The following is a 17144-nucleotide window of genomic DNA, read 5'->3' as shown; positions in this document are numbered from 1 at the left end:
TTAAGACAGCAAAAAGTTGTCACGGGACATGTGTTTCACGGCGCACAATAGCCGCCGTTCACTCGGCTTTGCGCATGCCATCTTCTTCAGCAAGGCTCTGTTCACCGGGGGCAGAACGCCGCTTCATTTCGCTGACGATCACCCCGGCCACAATCAGTGCTGCGCCCAGCAGGGCGATACCCGGCAAGCGCTCCCCGGCAAGTCTTCCGACAATCCCGGCCCAGACCGGTTCACCGGCATAAATCACGGTGGCGCGTGTAGGCGAAACACTTTTCTGTGCCCAATTCATCGCGATCTGAATAATCGCACTCATCGCGCCAAGTCCCACCGCGCTGAGCACCAGCAGCCAGGAGAAATCCGGCAAGCGTTCCTGAGTCGGCACGATCATCAGAAAGGCCAGGGCGGAGGCGGTTGCCAGCTGCACCACGGTGACCCGCCGCACATCGACCTTGCCGGCATAGGCGCTGATCATGATGATCTCGGCGGCGATGGCCACCGCGCTGATCAGCGTGACGATCTCGCCGGAGTTGAGTTGCAGAGAAGCACCTTGCGGCCCGGATACCAGCATCAGCCCGGTAAAGGCGAGGAGGATGCCCAGTGTGGGCATTAATCCCGGTCGACGGCCAAGCACCAACCATTGCAATAAAGGCACGCAGGGTACGTAGAGCGCTGTGATGAAGGCGGACTGGCTGCTTGGGATGGTTTGCAGTCCAATGGTCTGCAAGCCATAACCAAGCATGATCGCGGTGCCGATGAATACGCCGGCCTTGAGTTCAAGAAAGGTCAGTCCGCGCAGCACCTTCATTGAAAACAGCGCTACGATAAGCGCCGCTGCGGCGAAACGCAGACCGACGAAGAGCATAGGGCCGCTGACGGTCAGCGCATGCTGTACCAGTAAAAAAGTGCCTCCCCAGAGCATGGTAATCAGAATCAGAACGGCTTCTGCCTTGCTGATGCGGGGTAATCGGCTGATAGACTTCATGTCAGCTCCAGATTCCTGTGAACGGCTATAAATGACGATGCGCCTGATGAGAGGCTGAGCACCCTGAAAATGGTCTCGAATTGGGCAGTATAATGCGCAACGGTTTGATGTGAGCACCACCATGCACAAAGAAAATTCCCCGCGCCCAGCCGTGTTGCAGCACGTCAGCCAGAACGTACGGCGTTTGCGCAACTGCGCTGACCTCAGCCAGACCGCCCTGGCAGAAAAGTCCGGGGTCAGCCGCCGCATGCTGGTCGCTATCGAGGCGGGAGAGAAAAACGTCAGTCTGGCGACGCTGGACCGGGTAGCCGAAGCATTGGAGGTGGCGTTCAGCGATCTGATCCAGGCCCCCGAAAATCGCGATTACAGCCGTATCAACGAACTGGCCTGGGCGGGTACGATTTCTGGCAGCAAGGCCGTGCTGCTGGCCCGAGCGATTGCCCGCCGGGAAGTCGAGCTGTGGGAGTTCTGCCTGGAGCCCGGCGACGCCTATGTCTCGGAAGCCGATCCGGACGGCTGGAGTGAGCAGGTGTATATCGTAGAAGGGTATCTGACTCTGCGCCTCTCCGATCCTGCGGCCGTGCAACAGATCGGTCCAGGCGAGTTTTTCATGTTCCCCAGCAATCAGCCGCACCGCTATTGCAATGAGGCTGACGTGCCCTTGCGCTTTGTGCGTAACGTCGTGCTCTGACCTTCCTGTTCTTTAATCGCAACTGACCGAGGCGCTGTTCGATGAGCGAAGACCCTAACCAGACAGCTGACATTCTGATCATCGGCGGCGGTCTGAGCGGCACCATGCTGGCGGCGCAGTTGCTACGCAGGCCTGGCCAGCGCCGGATCCTGATCATCGAAACCCGCAGCGAGCTTGGCCGGGGCGAGGCCTACAGCGCAACAGAGCCGGGCCATACGCTCAATGGCAATGCGGCGCGCATGAGCGTCGACCCCGATGACCCGGACGACCTCACGCGCTGGCTGACGGCCTATCTGGCCGAGGGCGGCTGGCCTGAAGCGGCCGGGCAGAAGGTCCCGGTCGCCGAGCTGTTCCCGCCGCGCGGCGTGTTCGGGCTTTATGTCCAGCAGCGATTGCGTGAAGCCCGTGGCGCTGGCGAGGCGTTTGGCTCTACGGCAACGCATGTGCCCGGCGAAGCTGTCGATGTACAGGTCGATGAACAGGGCGTGAGCGTCACGCTGGCCGACGGTCGTATATTGCGTGGCAGCCAGGCCGTGCTGGCGACCGGTATGTACGCCGCTTCACGCACACCGCAGCGTGAGTCGAACGCACTGAACGCGGCAGCGCTGGACCCCTGGAACGTACAGGCAATGCAACAGCTCGATGCACAGTCCAGGGTGTTGATCATCGGCTCGGGGCTGACCATGGTCGATGCGCTGGTCTCACTGGAAAAGGCCGGGCACCGCGGGCCGATTCAGATCTATTCCCGGCATGGTCTGCTGCCCCATGTACGACGCCAGCCACCGGAATGGTCTGATTTCCTGGCGCAGGACCCGAGTATCCGCAGCACTCGCCAACTGGTACGCAAGGTGCGCGAGCAGTGCGAGCTGGCCATCGAAAGCGGCATTGACTGGCAGGCCCCGCTGGACACCGTGCGTGCCAACGTCGGCAGGCTGTGGAATCAGGCCACTGACAGGCAGCGCCGTCAGTTTGTCCGTCATGTACGGCCATGGTGGGAGAGTCATCACCATCGCTCGCCGCCACCCAGCGCCGCACTGCTGGCGCAACTGATCAGGCAAGGTCGGCTGAGCATTGACGCCGCTTCGTTGCAGGCTGTTGCGAGCCTGCCGTCAGGCCAGGTGCAGATCAGCGTGCGTCGGCGCGGTGATAGCGAACCGACGCAGATCGTTGGCGATGCCTTGATCAACTCCACCGGCATTGAATACGACTGGCGACGGGTGGATCGCCCGTTGCCTCGTCAATTGCTGCTGCGAGGTTTGATTCAGCCCGGACCGCTGGCGCTGGGCATTGCTGCCGACGCCGGTGGCGCGGTGCTCGACGCGCAAGGTCACTGCTCGTCACGCCTGTTCGCCATGGGCCCGCCACTGCGCGGCATGTGGTGGGAAAGCACCGCAGTGACCGACGTGGCGATTCAGGCCAAGGCTCTGGCGATGCGTTTGTCGTGAAGCGCCGCGTGCTCGGGAGAGGACGCAGAGCGTCCAGAAAGGCATGCCCACGCGGAGCATGGGCACGATAGCGTTCTTACGGACAGCGAGCGCTCCTCAGGCTCCAGCGTGGAAATACCGTCCATGATGCTCCGCGTCAGCTTTTGCGCCGCACCGCGTGCTCAGGAGAGGACGCAGAGCGTCTAGAAAGGCATACCCACGCGGAGCATGGGCACGATAGCGTTCTTACGGATGGCGAGCGTACCTTAGGCTCCAGCATGGAAATACCGTCCATGATGCTCCGCGTCAGCTTTTGGCGCCGCACCGTGTGCTTGGGAGACGACGCAGAGCGTCCAGAAAAGCGTACCCACGCGGAGCATGGGCACGATAGCGTTCTTGCGGACAGCGCTCGTTCCTCACGCTCCAGCGTGGGAATGCCGTTCATGACGCTCCGCGTCATCGGTCTGGGCCTTCACACCGATAAATGCAGCATCCGGTCGCCCTGTACATTTTCACCCGGTCTGCGTTTGTTGACTGCCAGCTCGCCAATCTTGATCAAACGCGTACGCGTGACGTTGCGGGTCAGGCCCAGCAGGCTGGCGGTGTGTACCTGGTTGTGGTGGCAGTAGCGATACGCGGTCCTGAGCAGCGTGTCTTCGACCTTCTCGTGCAAGGCTCCCGCCTGTTCTTCAAACAGCTTTTGAAACGCCCGATTGAGTAACTGCTCGGCTGATTCGTCAACCGGATTCTGCTCGTCCTGACGCTCGATTCTCAGGTTCGACAGGCGCAGGTCATCACGCTGAATCACGCCTTCGCGGCACACCAGCAAGGTGTGATGAATAACGTTTTCCAGCTCGCGAATATTGCCCGGCCAGCTGTAGGTCTTGAGCTTGTGCTCGGCTTCGGCGCTGATGCGCACCGGGCCATGGCGCAGACGCTGGCTGTAGACCTCGATGAAATGCCGGGCCAGCGGCAGGATGTCGCCGGGCCGCTCGCGCAGCGGGCTCAATTCCAGATTGACCACGTCCAGCCGGTAGTAAAGGTCCTCGCGAAAATGCCCGGCATTGATGGCCTTTTCCAGTTGTACGTTGGTGGCTGCGAGCACCCGCACGTCAATCGGCACGCTCTTGCGCGAGCCCAGGCGGACCACTTCACGCTCCTGAAGCACACGCAACAGCTTGACCTGCAATGTCATGGGCAGGTCGCCGATTTCATCGAGAAACAGCGTGCCGCCGTTGGCCTCTTCGAACCAGCCGGCTTTGGCACTGATCGCACCGGTGAAAGCGCCTTTCTCGTGGCCGAACAACTCGGCCTCGATCAGGTTCTCGGAGAACGCGCCGCAGTTGACCGCCACGAACGGCTTGTCGCGGCGCGCACTCAGTTCGTGGACGTGCCGTGCAACCAGCTCCTTGCCAGTGCCGGTTTCACCAATGATCAGTACGCTGGCATCGCTGGGCGCCACCTGACGCACGTGAGCGAGCAGATCCTTGGACTTGGGGTCTTCGAACACCTGCGCAGTGGCTCTGATCGAGGTCGCCAGCGCAGGCGAGTGCGGTAAGGTCAGCAGTTGCCCTGACATCACTTGGCCTGCGGGGGCAGATCGTTGGCGATCATTTCGCCGAACGGGCCCGTCAGGTTGGTGATGCCGCGCCCGGCGAGGCTGGCGTAAGGCTCAGGCAGCAGCGGGAAGACCAGTTCGGCAAAGCGGTACGCTTCTTCCAGGTGCGGGTAGCCCGAGAAAATGAAGCTCTCGATGCCCAGGTCTGCGTATTCCTTGATGCGTGCCGCGACTTCCTGCGGGTTGCCAACCAGTGCCGTGCCAGCACCGCCCCGAACCAGGCCCACACCCGCCCACAGGTTGGGCGCGATTTCCAGGTTGTCGCGGCGTCCATCATGCAGCGCATCCATACGGCGTTGCCCCTCGGAATCAAAGCGTGAGAAAGACTTTTGGGCCGCAGCGATGGTTTCGTCGCTGATGTGCTCGATCAGCGTGCTGGCGGCTTTCCAGGCTTCTTCACTGGTTTCGCGCACGATGACGTGCAAGCGAATGCCGAACTTTACGGTACGACCCTTGCGGGCTGCCCGTTCACGCACATCGGCCAGCTTTTGGGCCACAGCTGCCGGAGGTTCGCCCCAAGTGAGGTAAACGTCTACCTGATCGGCCGCAAGGTCATGCGCGGCATCGGAAGAGCCACCAAAGTACAGCGGCGGATAGGGCTTCTGAATCGGTGGATAGAGCGCCTTGGCGTTCTGCACGCGCAGGTGCTTGCCTTCGAAGTCGACTGCTTCGCCCTGTAATACGCGACGCCAGATCTTCAGGAATTCGTCGGTGACTTCATAGCGTTCGCTATGATCGAGGAAGCTGCCATCGCCACGGTTTTCGTCCGGGTCGCCACCGGTCACCACGTTGATCAGCAGTCGGCCGCCGGATAAACGATCCAGCGTAGCCGCCATGCGTGCCGAGACGGTAGGGGAGATGATGCCCGGACGGATTGCCACCAGATACTTCAGACGCTCGGTCAATGGCACCAGTGCCGAGGCGATGACCCACGAGTCTTCGCAAGAGCGACCGGTCGGAATCAATACCCCGTAGTAGCCCAGGTCATCGGCGGCCTGTGCCACCTGTTTCAGGTAATTGAGGGTGACGGGACGTGCGCCCTTTGTCGTGCCCAGATAATGGCCGTCGCCGTGAGTCGGAAGAAACCAGAAAACGTTCATGACAAATCCTTGGGAGTGATCAGCTGAGTGAAAGCTGACGGGACCAACTGTTGGTTTGCAGACAGTTCACCAACAGCGTTCGAGGTGGGGCCATTTATAGAACGTCTGATTTATTCCGCAAAAGAACGTTAAACCATATTTTTAGATCTTAAACGCATATGTAACTTGAAAATTCCTGTTCCTTTTTGCACGAACCCTTCTAGTACAAGGCTTTGACGGCTGCAGGCATCCCTTTAATACAGCTCGCATCAAGAGCCAAAACGTTGACAGCCAGATTGCCGGGATGAAAAACGCTTTGCGCCTGCGCGGGTTTTCCGGCGCTCGTCTGGCTGGCGAAACTTTTCTTCGACCGGTCCAGTCACTTTTTCAGGACCAACAGGAGTCAGACCATGGCAAGGGCAATCTGGAAGGGCGCAATCAGCTTCGGGCTGGTGCATATACCGGTCGCACTGGTGTCGGCGACAACGTCAACCAGTGTCGACTTCGACTGGCTCGACAAGCGCAGCATGGACCCGGTCGGCTACAAGCGAATCAACAAGGTCACCGGCAAGGAGGTCACCAGCGAAAATATCGTCAAGGGCGTGGAGTACGAAAAGGATCGTTATGTCGTACTCAGCGAAGAAGAAATTCGCTCCGCGCACCCCAAATCGACGCAGACCATCGACATATTCGCCTTTGTCGACAGCCAGCAGATTCCTTTGCAAAACATCGACACGCCTTATTTTCTGACCCCGGATAAACGCGGCGAACAAGTCTATGCGCTGCTGCGCGAAACCCTTGTCGACACCAAAAAGGTGGCACTGGCCAATGTCGTGCTGCATACCCGCGAACACCTGGCGGCGGTCATGCCGCTGGAGTCGGCGCTGGTCATGGTGATCCTGCGCTGGCCTGCCGACGTGCGTGAGCTGGACACATTGGAACTGAGCGACGCAGTGACGGACGCACAGTTGAACAAGAGCGAACGCGACATGGCCAAGCGTCTGGTCAAGGACATGAGCGCCGACTGGCAGCCTGAGCAGTACCGCGACACTTTTCAGGACAAGATCATGCACCTGGTCAAAACCAAGGCAGACGAAGGCGAGATCGAGGATGTCGAGACGGATCCGGCCGAGGAAGAGCGCAAAAGTGCCGACGTCATTGACCTCACCGACTTGCTGCGACGCAGCCTGGCGGGCAAGGGTGGCGCCAGTAAAGGCAAAGCGAGCAAGCCCGCAGCAAAAGAAAAACCTGCTGACAAGGCCGCAGCCAAGCCCAAGCGGCCCGCCGCCCGCAAGAAAACCAGCAAAGCCTCTTGAGCCAGACGGAGACACCGGACATGGCCAAGCCCGCCAGTGAATACACGCGCAAGCGCAATTTCGCCATCACCTCCGAGCCTGCCGAAAGCAAGCGCAAAGGCAAGTCTTCGTCCAAGGCCAAGGCGCTGGGTTTCGTGATTCAGAAGCATGACGCACGCAACCTGCACTACGACTTTCGACTGGAGCTGGAGGGCACGCTCAAGAGCTGGGCGGTGCCCAAAGGCCCGAGCCTGGACCCCAGGCAAAAACGTCTGGCGGTGCATGTTGAAGATCATCCGCTGGACTATGCCGATTTTGAGGGCAGCATCCCGAAAGGGCAGTACGGCGGCGGTGATGTAATCGTTTGGGACCGTGGTGTCTGGCAGCCGCACGGTGATCCGCAAAAAACCTATGAGGAAGGCAAACTCAAATTTACCCTGGTCGGCGAGAAGCTCAGCGGCGACTGGGCGCTGGTGCGCACGCGGCTCACGGGCAGCGGCAGCAAGGAGCAATGGCTGCTGATCAAAGAGAAGGACGCCATTGCGCGACCTGCCGCCGAATATGACATCACTCGGGAGCAGCCGCAGAGTGTGATCAGCGGCGCGCACGTAGGGGCAGGGCGTGCAGCGCCAGCGAAGCCAAAGGCCAGCGCCGCAAACGAAAAAGCCAAAGCCGGTGCGGTGAAGCCTGCGCGCAAACCCGCGCAAAAGAAGTCGAAAACGGTTTTCCCGGAAACCCTTTCGCCGCAACTGGCCACGCTGGTGGATGCACCGCCAGCGGGTGACTGGCTGTATGAGATCAAGTTCGATGGCTATCGCATTCTGACCCGCATTCAGGGCGACGAAGTGCGCCTGTTCACCCGTAACGGCCACGACTGGACCGAACGGCTGCCCGAACTGGTCAAGGCGCTCAAGGGCCTGAAATTGCAAAACAGTTGGTTCGACGGCGAAGTGGTGGTCCTCGACGAGCAAGGGCTGCCCGACTTTCAGGGTTTGCAGAATGCCTTTGACGCAGGGAACAGCAAAAACATCCTGTATTACCTGTTCGACATGCCGTTCCTGAGCGCGGAGGATCTGCGGGAAGTACCCCTTGAGCAGCGCCGCGACGCCTTGAAACAAGTGCTCGGTGCCCAGCGCAGTCGCTTGCTGCGTTATTCGGATGCGTTTCAGGCCGGGCATCAGGATATTGTGGAAAGCGCTGCGGCAATGGGCTTGGAAGGGGTCATCGGCAAGCGGGCCGGCAGTGTTTATATCGGCAAGCGCAATGCCGACTGGATCAAACTCAAATGCCGGTTGCGTCAGGAACTGGTGATCGTCGGGTACACCGCCCCGCAAGGCAGCCGCTCCGCCTTCGGGGCCTTGTTGCTGGCGGTCAATGAGGGCGATAAAGGGCTGGTCTATGCCGGGCGGGTGGGCACTGGCTTCAGTGAGGTGACGCTTGAACAGCTTTATCAACAACTCAAACCGCTGCAGCGCAAGGATTCGCCCCTGGCGAAAAAACTGACCTCGGCTCAGGCCCGCGGCGTGCAGTGGGTAGAGCCGCAGCTGGTCTGTGAGGCGGAATTCGCCCAGTGGACCCGCGAAGGCATTGTGCGACAAGCCGCATTTGTTGGGTTGCGCAGTGACAAGCCTGCCAGTGAGGTGGTGCGCGAAGACGCTCAGCCCGCCAGGGTTGCCAGCCAGACCCGGACGCAATCGACATCGGCAGCGCCGCGTTCAGGCAAGAAAACCGCTGCCGGCAAAGGCAAAGTGGACGTGGCGGGCACGGGCATCAGCCATCCGGATCGGGTGATCGATAGCAAGACCGGCACCAGCAAGGTCGAACTTGCGCAGTTCTACGCGTCTATTGCCGAATGGATTCTGCCGTATCTGAACAAGCGTCCTGTGGCATTGTTGCGTTGCCCGGAAGGCATCGACGGCGAGCAGTTCTTCCAGAAGCACGCCGAGCATCTTGCGATTCCACACATCAAACAGCTGGATCGTGCTATGGACCCCGGGCATGCCGCGCTGATGGAGATCGATTCATTGCAGGCGCTGGTCGGTGCCGCGCAAATGGGGGCCATCGAGTTGCACACCTGGGGCGCTACGCGTGACAGGATCGAAACGCCGGATCATTTTGTACTGGACCTTGATCCCGACCCGGCGCTGCCCTGGCGCAGCATGATCGAAGCCACGCAAATGGTGCTCGCCGTGCTGGAGGAACTTGGGCTGGAAGCTTTTCTCAAGACCAGCGGCGGCAAGGGCATGCACATCATCGTGCCATTGGCGCGGCAGGCTGACTGGGACACGGTTAAAGCCTTCGCCAAGGCTATCGCCGAATTCGTCAGCCGTCAGTTGCCCGAACGCTTCACCGCGACCATGGGGCCGAAAAACCGGGTAGGGAAAATTTTCATTGATTACCTGCGCAACAGCCGTGGCGGCAGCACCGTGACTGCGTATTCGGTGCGCGCCCGGCCAGGTTTGCCGGTCTCGGTGCCGATTGCTCTGGATGAACTGGCAGGCCTGAAATCCTCGGCGCAGTGGGACATCACCAACCTTGAGCAGCGTTTAAAGAAACTTAAGGCCGACCCGTGGGCAGGCTACAGCAACCGCCGCAAAATCACGCAGAAGATGTGGAAGCAGTTGGGGGCGAAACGGCCCTGACTCACCCTGTTTCTTTGGTTGTATGGCCGACATGCCAGGCATGTCGGCCTCAGGCTTGAGGGTCAGAGTATCCGGTACAGCAATCGCTCGACCCGCACACGGCTGACGCGCTTGAGGAATTTGCGTACCCCTTCGGGATAATTGGCCAGTGTGTCGAGTTCGTCATACTGGTTGACGCGTTGGGTGTTGCGCATCAAATGGGCGATTTCCGCCTCGCGCGTTTCGCTCCACTGGCCCTTCGGATCATCGATCAGCAAGGCGTTTTCCAAATCAAGATTGAAGGCGCGAGGGTTCAGGTTGTTGCCTGTCAGCAGCGTATAGCGCTGATCGACCCAGATGCCTTTGAGGTGGAACGTATTATCGCCGTGTTTCCACAGGTGCACGTTGAGGCGGTTCTGCGCGATTGCCTTCTGATGCTTGTGGGCAAAGCGTCGCAGGCTGATTTCATACAGATAGGGCAGGGCCGAGATCACCTTGAACGGCTCGTCCGGGTCGATGAAGAAGTCGTTGGCGGTTTTGTCACCAATGATGATATCGACCTGCACACCGCGCTTGAGCGCCCGATTGATTTCGCGGGTGACCGCCACCGGCAGGTTGAAATATGGCGTGCAGATGGTCAGCTGGATCTTGCTCGAGGCGATCAGGTCGCAGATGGCACGATTCAGATTGTTACGCGGCCCGACGCCCAGCAGCGGAATCACCCGCAGCTCGCCGTTTTCCTTTTCGCCTGCTGAAGTGTCGTACGCAGCGCGTTTCAGATCCGCACGAAAAGCGCGAATCTCGCTGCGAATGCTGCGCGAGCCAGGTGGCGATTGCAGGTCGAGGCGGTGCACCGCCGGTGAAGGGAGTATTTCGCGCTGCACCAGGTTCTGGAAAGCGTCGGCCAGTGGCGCACTTTCGATCAGGTGGTAACGGTCCAGACGATATTTGTCGAGCTTGTGCAGGTAGACGTTGTTGATGCTTGCGCCACTGTAGATCACACAATCGTCGATCACGCTGCCCTTGAGGTGCAGCACGCCAAATAGCTCACGGGTTTGCACCGGCACGCCGTAGATCGGCACTTCTTCATCGTATTCAAGGTTCTGCGCCTGATACCAGGTCGAGTTGCCCGGTTGCCGCCCGGCACCGATCAGGCCCCGCTGCGCGCGGAACCAGTCAACCAGCACCACGACATCCAGCTCAGGCCGTGCAGCCTTGGCCGCGTACAGTGCGTCGAGGATCTCCTGACCAGCTTCATCCTGTTGCAGATACAACGCGATGATATAGATGCGCCGGGTGGCCGAAGCGATCCTTTCCAGCAGACAGCGCCGATAGTCGGCGGCAGAAGGAACAATGGAGATTGCACCGCTTGGCAAGGCAAAGCCACGAAGTGCTGCCAGTGTCGAGCGTCGGAAAGTGGATTGCATAGGCCTCTCGATGGGAAAACCAATAGCGTACGAGCTTACACGAGAGTCGCACTCAGGTGGCTGTCCCCTACCTGTTTCAAAGCATTGCTGTGTGAGACGTAGCGATGAGCGTTGGTTATGTGACGCCCTGCACATAAATTAATGATAAGCATTCCCAGTAACATATGGTAGCATTTCGCATCCACTGGGTCGGTCATCTCCAGGAAGGTTTCTTCCGATCTCGCTCATCTCGTCAGCAGGACCTTTTCATGCACACCCCATCGATCCCGATGCGCCTCACGTTGCTCGCATTTTGCTGTTCCATTGGTTCTCCGGCCTGGGCCGCTACTGCTGCCGCCAGTCAGCAGGAAGGCCCGATGGTTCTCGGAGAGACCGATATCAGTGCCGACAAGGCCGACCCGCACGCGTTACCGCCCGTGTACGCAGGAGGGCAAGTGGCTCGCGGCGGGCAGTTGGGTGTTCTGGGCAATGCCGACGTCATGGACGTGCCGTTCACCATGACCAGCTACACCGAACAATTGATCGAGGACCAGCAGGCTGAAGACATCGGCGATGTGCTGCTCAATGATGCATCGGTTCGCCAGTCAAGCGGCTATGCCAACGCCTCGAAGATCTTCGTCATTCGTGGCCTCAAACTGACCACCGATGATATTTCCTACAACGGCCTTTACGGCGTGCTGCCACGCCAGATCATCTCCACCGATGCGCTGGAACGGGTTGAGGTTTTCAAAGGCCCCAATGCCTTCATCAACGGCGTAACACCGACCGGCTCCGGTATTGGCGGCGGCGTAAACCTGCAACCCAAGCGCGCTCAGGACACGCCGACACGGCGTTTTACCACCGACATCAGCAGCGACGGTCGGGTCGGCGAGCACCTGGACCTCGGCCAGCGCTTTGGCGAAGGTAATCGATTCGGCGCACGCCTCAACCTGTCTCAGCGCGAAGGCGAGACCGGCGTTGAAGACGAAGAGCATCGCAGCAAGCTGTTCGCGCTGGGGCTTGATTATCAGGGTGACAACTTCCGTCTTTCCGGCGATTTTGCCTACCAGAAGCAGCGCATCAATCAGAATCGCAACATGGTGTTCGTTGGCAGTGGCCTGACCCGTGTGCCGCATGCACCGGATGCCGACACCAATTACGCGCCGAACTGGACCTGGACCGAAACCGAAGACACCTTCGGCATGAGCCGGGCCGAATACGACCTCAACGATGACTGGACGCTGTATGCTGCAGCCGGTGCCAAGCACACCCGTGAAAACGGTATCTATGGCTCGCCGACTATCAATGACGCCGCAGGCAACATCACGGCGTCACCGTCTTCCATTCCGCATGACGAAGACAACAAGACAGCCATGGCCGGCATCAACGGCAAGCTGCAGACCGGCGCGGTCAGTCACAAGGTCAACTTCGGTCTGTCCGGCATCTGGACCGAGCAGCGCAGTGCCTACCTGTTCGGCAGTCCGGCTGGCAGCAACCTGTACAACCCAGTGGAAACAACACGTCCTGCGCTGGACAGCTTCTCGGGTGGCGATCTCAGTGATCCCGGTATCGTCGGCAAGAGCCGTATGCGCAGCGTAGCGTTCTCCGACACGCTGGGCTTTTTCGATGATCGCCTGCTGCTGACCGCAGGCCTGCGTCGCCAGCAACTGCGCGTCCAGGGCTACGACTATGGCAGCGGCCCGCGCAACGCACTGTATGACGAGGCAATCACCACGCCGGTCTACGGGCTGGTGTTCAAGCCTTGGCGCTATGTGTCGTTCTATGCCAACCGCATTGAAGGCCTTGCGCAGGGGCCGACGGCGCCGAGCACCGTGACGATCAACCCTGGCGAGGTGTTCGCGCCGGCGCGTTCAAAACAGATTGAGGCGGGCGTGAAGCTGGACATGGGCACCTTCGGTGCAAGCCTGGGTGTATACCGTATTGAACAACCGACTGATGGCTACCAGATTCAGGATGGCAGCGGAACGCGCTACGTCCGTGATGGCGAGCAGCGCAACCGTGGCGTGGAAATGAACGTGTTCGGCGAGCCCGTCAGCGGCCTGCGTCTGCTGGCCGGTCTTACTCTGATGGACACCGAGGTGAGCGGCACGTCGGGTGGCAGCAACGATGGCAACAGGGCCATTGGTGTGCCGACCTTCCAGTTCAACGCGGGTGCCGATTGGGATGTGCCAGGCGTCACGGGCGCAGCCATCAATGCGCGCATGCTGCGCACCGGCGGACAATATGTCGACGCTGCCAACAATCTGAGCATTCCGACCTGGAACCGCTTTGATCTGGGCGCGCGCTATACCTTCAACGTTGCGCAAAAGGACGTCACGCTGCGTGCCAACGTCGAAAACCTGATGAACAAGGATTATTGGGCATCGGCCAATGGTGGCTATCTGACTCAAGGCGAGCCACGCACCTTGAAGCTCTCCGGCACCATCGATTTCTGATCAATCGGCGCTGGCCGCATCGCAGGATGCGGCCAGCCAGTCGATCAGTAGCCGTTACGCTTCAGAATCGTCTCGATGCTCTCTTTCGCTGGCCGCCCGTAGAACTTCAACAGTTCGGCAGTGCGGTTGGTGAAGAAACCGTCAACTCCATCATTGCTGATCCGCTTGAAGTCCTCTGCGTCGTCCACCGTGTAAGGGTGGATCACCATGCCTTTCTCGTGGGTCAGGTTGTTCATCCAGGGTTTGACCAGGTCCATGTAGCTCTGATCGCCACCCTTGGCCAGTTGCGAAGAAGGGCCGGTGCCGATCGCACCATGAGCCTTGGCCCAGTCAATCCACTTCTGGAATTCCTCCGGCGATTTGACTTCCTGCGCTGCGTAGTAGCTGGCCTTGTCCTTGGCCCCCGAGTCTTTGAACGCGACGCTGGATTTAGGCTCTATCGAGCCTTCGCCAATCCACAGCAGCATGACCTTGGGCACTTTCGGCATTTCTTTTTGCAGGAGTTCCAGGCTCTGCTTCTCGAACGTCTGCAATACCACACGCCCCGGCATGTGCGCGACGTTCACATGACCGGCCGCAGCAGCAGGTCGCTGAGCCAGCCAGCCACGTTTGGTCAGCACCTTTTTAAGATCGGCTTCGACACCGGGAAACTTGTTCGGCACCTTGGTCTCGATATACAGCCCAGGCTTGTTCGCGCCGCCTTCGGCGATGTCGATGACCTCATCCAGCGTCAGGATCTGCAACCCGCTGTAGCTTGCGCGCGCCCGGTCGGGGTAAGCCTTGTTGAACCATGAGCCGGCGTCCAGTTGCTTGAGCTCCGCCAGGGTGAAGGTGCTGACCGGGTCCTTGACCCGTGTCGGGAACACTTCGGCAATATTGGTCGTGCGTTCCAGTACGTCATCGTGCAGCGCTATCAGCACGCCATCTTTAGTACGCTGGATGTCCACCTCCAGATAGTCCGCGCCCAGGTCGCGTGCCAGGGTATAGGCCGGAATGGTCTCCTCCGGAGCGTCGAACGAAGCTCCGCGATGGGCGATCACGGCTGGCCAGGGCAGACCGTATTTTTCGCTCAGCACCTTGCCCGGTGCATCCGCCGCCGCTGCCATACCGGATGACAGCATCAGGCCCGACATGACCGCTGCGGCCAGGAAGGTCTTTTTCAACAGGGTTGTGGTCGACAGAGTGGCGGAAAATCCTTGCATGGGCGGTTGGTTCCTTATGGTTGGAAGGTGTTCGACTGCACCAGCCAATACCGTTACTGGTCACAGCGTTGCACGCAACGATAGCGCACTATCGCGTTGGCGAGGTTGCTTGTAACGCAGTCTGTCCGGCAAATGCGTCCACTTCATGAACACCTGGTGTTATTGCGAAAGGTTTTTTCAACGAGCGCCATTGTCTGTGCAATTGGCTCTGCACAAGCGCACGAAGTCGCGTTACTGTCAGCGTTTTGCTGACCGAACGGGAGTGCGCATGACAACGGTATTGGTGCTGGTGGAAAATCTGGACATGTATTTGCCGATTCTGGAAAGCAGCGGTTATCAGTTGATTCGTGCGCCGACGGCCGAACTGCGCGCCGAGGCAATTGCTGCACACGGGAAGAGCATCAGCGCCGTGATGACGCGTGGGCCACTGGGTTTTTTCGCCGAGGAAATGGATGCACTGCCGAACCTGCGCATCATTTGCGTGAGCGGTGCCGGCTACGAGAAGGTTGATTTGCCCGCCGCGCAGGCACGCGGCATCACCGTGACCAATGGTGCAGGCGTCAACGCCGCCACAGTGGCTGACCATACGCTGGCGCTGTTGCTGTCGCTGGTACGCGACATCCCGCAGGCCGATGCGTCGGTACGCCGTAGCGAATGGCGCAAGGTGGTTCGACCGTCGCTGGCAGGCAAGCGCCTGGGAATCGTCGGACTGGGAGCGGTTGGGCTGGCGATTGCCAGGCGTGCAGCCGCGTTCGACATCGCCATCGGCTATCACAATCGCAAACCGCGCACCGACTGCGATTACACCTGGCACGCCACCGCACAGGCACTGGCTGCGGCGTCGGATTTCCTGATCATTGCCACACCCGGTGGCAGTGGCACGCAGCACCTGATCGATGCCGGTGTGCTTGAAGCGCTGGGCCCTGACGGCTTTCTGGTCAACATTGCGCGTGCCAGTGTGGTGGATACCCATGCGCTGGTCAGTGCACTTCAGAACGAGCAGATTGCCGGGGCTGCGCTGGATGTGTTCGACGATGAGCCCGCTGTGCCGGACGTACTCAAAACGCTGGGCAATGTTGTGCTTACGCCCCATGTCGCAGGCCTGTCGCCCGAGGCTTCCAGAGACAGTGTGCAAATGGTCAACGATAACCTGCTGGCGTTCTTTTCCGGGCAGCCGGTGCTGACGCCGGTAACTGGCTGAAGAAACGTGCAGCGCTGCACGCCAGGCATTGCTGCAATGCCCATTCTGCTGGTTTCGCTGCCTGTTTATAGTCCGCCCGGGTTATACGAAAATCGAACAGGGGGCAGGGCATGGGCACAATCAATAACGTACGCAACACTTTGCAGATCGGGCTGGTGGGCGATTTCAACGCCGATGTGCCAGCCCATCAGGCCATTCCGCTGGCGTTGGCGATGGCGGCTGAGACCGTTCACGTGCCGGTCAGTTTTGAATGGCTACCGACGCCACAGATCGGCAGCGGTGCACGGCTTGGCGAATTCGGTGGGCTGTGGTGTGTACCGGCCAGCCCGTACCTGGACATGCAGGGCGCGTTGACGGCCATCCGTTTCGCACGCGAGCGTCTCATACCGTTTCTGGGGACGTGCGGCGGCTTTCAGCACGCACTGGTGGAGTACGCCCGCAATCAACTGGGCTGGGCAGACGCCGAGCACGGCGAAACTGCGCCGCAGGCGGCAAACGTCATCATCGAACCATTGAGCTGCTCGCTGGTTGAATCCGTGGCGGCGATTCACCTGCAACCCGACACTTTGATTGCCCAAGCCTACGGCACGCTGAATATCGAGGAGCGTTATCACTGCCGCTACGGTCTGCGTCGTGAGCTTGAGCCAGCGCTGTTCGGCGATGCATTGAAAGTCAGCGGCCGCGGCCCTGAAGGCGAAGTGCGTAGTATCGAATTGCAGGGCCACCCGTTCTTCGTCGCCACACTGTTCCAGCCGGAGCGGGCTGCGTTACAGGGCAAGGTATCTCCTGTGGTTGCTGCGTTCGTCCGCGCGTGCAGCCAGGCCGCGCAGAGGAATCGATCATGATGGCAGCGCGCTTTCCCACACCCTACTTTGCGGTGGTGTTCACCTCACTGCGTACGTCTGAAGAGGGTCAGGCGTACGCAGACGCGGCGCAGCGGATGGTAGAACTGGCCAGGCAGCAGCCCGGCTTTCTGGGCGTGGAATCGGCTCGCGACGAACACGGACTGGGCATCACCGTGTCCTACTGGAGCGACGAAACCGCGATTCTGGCCTGGAAACAGCAGGCCGATCACGCCCAGGTCCGCGAACAGGGACGCGCGCGCTGGTATCAGGCGTTCACCACGCGAATCTGCAAGGTCGAGCGTGACTACTCGTTCAATGGCTGAC

Annotated in this window: 13 protein-coding genes; 8 read left to right on the top strand and 5 right to left on the bottom strand. The window is 60.0% G+C overall.

Going from position 1 to position 17144, the window contains the following annotated elements; all coding sequences use genetic code 11:
- Window positions 1-58 precede the first annotated feature (58 nt).
- Window positions 59-982, bottom strand: a complete 924-nt coding sequence (locus KP808_RS15685) for a DMT family transporter (RefSeq protein ID WP_005744435.1) — start codon at window positions 980-982, stop codon at window positions 59-61.
- A gap of 121 nt (window positions 983-1103) precedes the next feature.
- Here KP808_RS15685 and KP808_RS15680 point away from each other — a divergent pair, with 121 nt between their 5' ends.
- Both KP808_RS15680 and KP808_RS15675 read left to right on the top strand, forming a co-directional pair.
- A complete protein-coding gene (locus KP808_RS15680) occupies window positions 1104-1673 on the top strand; it encodes a helix-turn-helix domain-containing protein (RefSeq protein WP_004665725.1) in 570 nt (189 codons plus the stop codon).
- Between the two features lie 41 nt (window positions 1674-1714).
- Window positions 1715-3118 carry an FAD/NAD(P)-binding protein gene (locus tag KP808_RS15675; RefSeq protein WP_230016466.1) on the top strand — a complete coding sequence of 468 codons (1404 nt, stop codon included), beginning with the start codon at window positions 1715-1717 and terminating at the stop codon, window positions 3116-3118.
- A 451-nt stretch (window positions 3119-3569) separates the two neighbouring features.
- Here the strand turns inward: KP808_RS15675 and KP808_RS15670 are convergent, their stop codons facing one another.
- Window positions 3570-4676 (bottom strand): sigma-54 interaction domain-containing protein, encoded by a 1107-nt coding sequence (locus KP808_RS15670; RefSeq protein ID WP_058401886.1) that lies wholly within the window; start codon window positions 4674-4676, stop codon window positions 3570-3572.
- Window positions 4676-5815 carry an FMNH2-dependent alkanesulfonate monooxygenase gene (ssuD, locus tag KP808_RS15665; protein WP_230016465.1) on the bottom strand — a complete coding sequence of 380 codons (1140 nt, stop codon included), beginning with the start codon at window positions 5813-5815 and terminating at the stop codon, window positions 4676-4678. Before ssuD ends, KP808_RS15670 begins: the two co-directional genes overlap by 1 nt.
- 389 nt (window positions 5816-6204) lie before the next feature.
- Between ssuD and ku the strand changes: the two genes are divergently transcribed.
- Window positions 6205-7110, top strand: a complete 906-nt coding sequence (gene ku / locus KP808_RS15660; protein WP_230016464.1) for a non-homologous end joining protein Ku — start codon at window positions 6205-6207, stop codon at window positions 7108-7110.
- A 20-nt stretch (window positions 7111-7130) separates the two neighbouring features.
- Window positions 7131-9731 (top strand): DNA ligase D, encoded by a 2601-nt coding sequence (gene ligD, locus KP808_RS15655; RefSeq protein WP_230016463.1) that lies wholly within the window; start codon window positions 7131-7133, stop codon window positions 9729-9731.
- 62 nt (window positions 9732-9793) lie between these two features.
- Here the strand turns inward: ligD and pssA are convergent, their stop codons facing one another.
- On the bottom strand, window positions 9794-11137 hold the full coding sequence (pssA, locus tag KP808_RS15650) for a CDP-diacylglycerol--serine O-phosphatidyltransferase (protein WP_057402676.1): 1344 nt from the start codon (window positions 11135-11137) through the stop codon (window positions 9794-9796).
- A 248-nt stretch (window positions 11138-11385) separates the two neighbouring features.
- Between pssA and KP808_RS15645 the strand changes: the two genes are divergently transcribed.
- On the top strand, window positions 11386-13572 hold the full coding sequence (locus tag KP808_RS15645) for a TonB-dependent receptor (RefSeq protein WP_230016462.1): 2187 nt from the start codon (window positions 11386-11388) through the stop codon (window positions 13570-13572).
- A 44-nt stretch (window positions 13573-13616) separates the two neighbouring features.
- On the opposite strand, the gene KP808_RS15640 is transcribed toward KP808_RS15645, so the two are convergent.
- The gene (locus KP808_RS15640) at window positions 13617-14774 is read right to left on the bottom strand and encodes a glycerophosphodiester phosphodiesterase (RefSeq protein WP_230016461.1); all 1158 of its coding nucleotides are present in this window, start codon (window positions 14772-14774) and stop codon (window positions 13617-13619) included.
- Between the two features lie 268 nt (window positions 14775-15042).
- On the opposite strand from KP808_RS15640, the gene KP808_RS15635 reads away from it, so the two are divergent.
- From KP808_RS15635 to KP808_RS15625, 3 genes are all read left to right on the top strand, one after another.
- Window positions 15043-15975 (top strand): 2-hydroxyacid dehydrogenase, encoded by a 933-nt coding sequence (locus KP808_RS15635; RefSeq protein WP_005744425.1) that lies wholly within the window; start codon window positions 15043-15045, stop codon window positions 15973-15975.
- 110 nt (window positions 15976-16085) lie between these two features.
- Entirely contained in the window at window positions 16086-16820 is a 735-nt protein-coding gene (locus tag KP808_RS15630; RefSeq protein WP_230016460.1) for a CTP synthase C-terminal region-related (seleno)protein, read from the top strand.
- Window positions 16817-17143, top strand: a complete 327-nt coding sequence (locus KP808_RS15625) for an antibiotic biosynthesis monooxygenase family protein (RefSeq protein WP_005734325.1) — start codon at window positions 16817-16819, stop codon at window positions 17141-17143. Before KP808_RS15630 ends, KP808_RS15625 begins: the two co-directional genes overlap by 4 nt.
- Window position 17144: the final 1 nt, after the last annotated feature.

Source organism: Pseudomonas savastanoi (assembly GCF_020917325.1).
Classification (GTDB): Bacteria; Pseudomonadota; Gammaproteobacteria; order Pseudomonadales; family Pseudomonadaceae; genus Aquipseudomonas; species Aquipseudomonas amygdali.
The sequence above is the reverse complement of the archived record's forward strand: the minus strand, read 5'-3'. Positions and strand labels throughout refer to the sequence as shown.

What these genes read in the sequence shown, in the direction of transcription:
- KP808_RS15635 (WP_005744425.1), top strand. Translation starts at nt 15,043, where the DNA reads ATGACAACGGTATTGGTGCTGGTGGAAAATCTGGACATGTATTTGCCG.
- ssuD (WP_230016465.1), bottom strand. Translation starts at nt 5,815, where the DNA reads ATGAACGTTTTCTGGTTTCTTCCGACTCACGGCGACGGCCATTATCTG.
- KP808_RS15670 (WP_058401886.1), bottom strand. Translation starts at nt 4,676, where the DNA reads ATGTCAGGGCAACTGCTGACCTTACCGCACTCGCCTGCGCTGGCGACC.
- ligD (WP_230016463.1), top strand. Translation starts at nt 7,131, where the DNA reads ATGGCCAAGCCCGCCAGTGAATACACGCGCAAGCGCAATTTCGCCATC.
- KP808_RS15645 (WP_230016462.1), top strand. Translation starts at nt 11,386, where the DNA reads ATGCACACCCCATCGATCCCGATGCGCCTCACGTTGCTCGCATTTTGC.
- ku (WP_230016464.1), top strand. Translation starts at nt 6,205, where the DNA reads ATGGCAAGGGCAATCTGGAAGGGCGCAATCAGCTTCGGGCTGGTGCAT.
- KP808_RS15680 (WP_004665725.1), top strand. Translation starts at nt 1,104, where the DNA reads ATGCACAAAGAAAATTCCCCGCGCCCAGCCGTGTTGCAGCACGTCAGC.
- KP808_RS15630 (WP_230016460.1), top strand. Translation starts at nt 16,086, where the DNA reads ATGGGCACAATCAATAACGTACGCAACACTTTGCAGATCGGGCTGGTG.
- KP808_RS15640 (WP_230016461.1), bottom strand. Translation starts at nt 14,774, where the DNA reads ATGCAAGGATTTTCCGCCACTCTGTCGACCACAACCCTGTTGAAAAAG.
- KP808_RS15675 (WP_230016466.1), top strand. Translation starts at nt 1,715, where the DNA reads ATGAGCGAAGACCCTAACCAGACAGCTGACATTCTGATCATCGGCGGC.
- KP808_RS15625 (WP_005734325.1), top strand. Translation starts at nt 16,817, where the DNA reads ATGATGGCAGCGCGCTTTCCCACACCCTACTTTGCGGTGGTGTTCACC.
- KP808_RS15685 (WP_005744435.1), bottom strand. Translation starts at nt 982, where the DNA reads ATGAAGTCTATCAGCCGATTACCCCGCATCAGCAAGGCAGAAGCCGTT.
- pssA (WP_057402676.1), bottom strand. Translation starts at nt 11,137, where the DNA reads ATGCAATCCACTTTCCGACGCTCGACACTGGCAGCACTTCGTGGCTTT.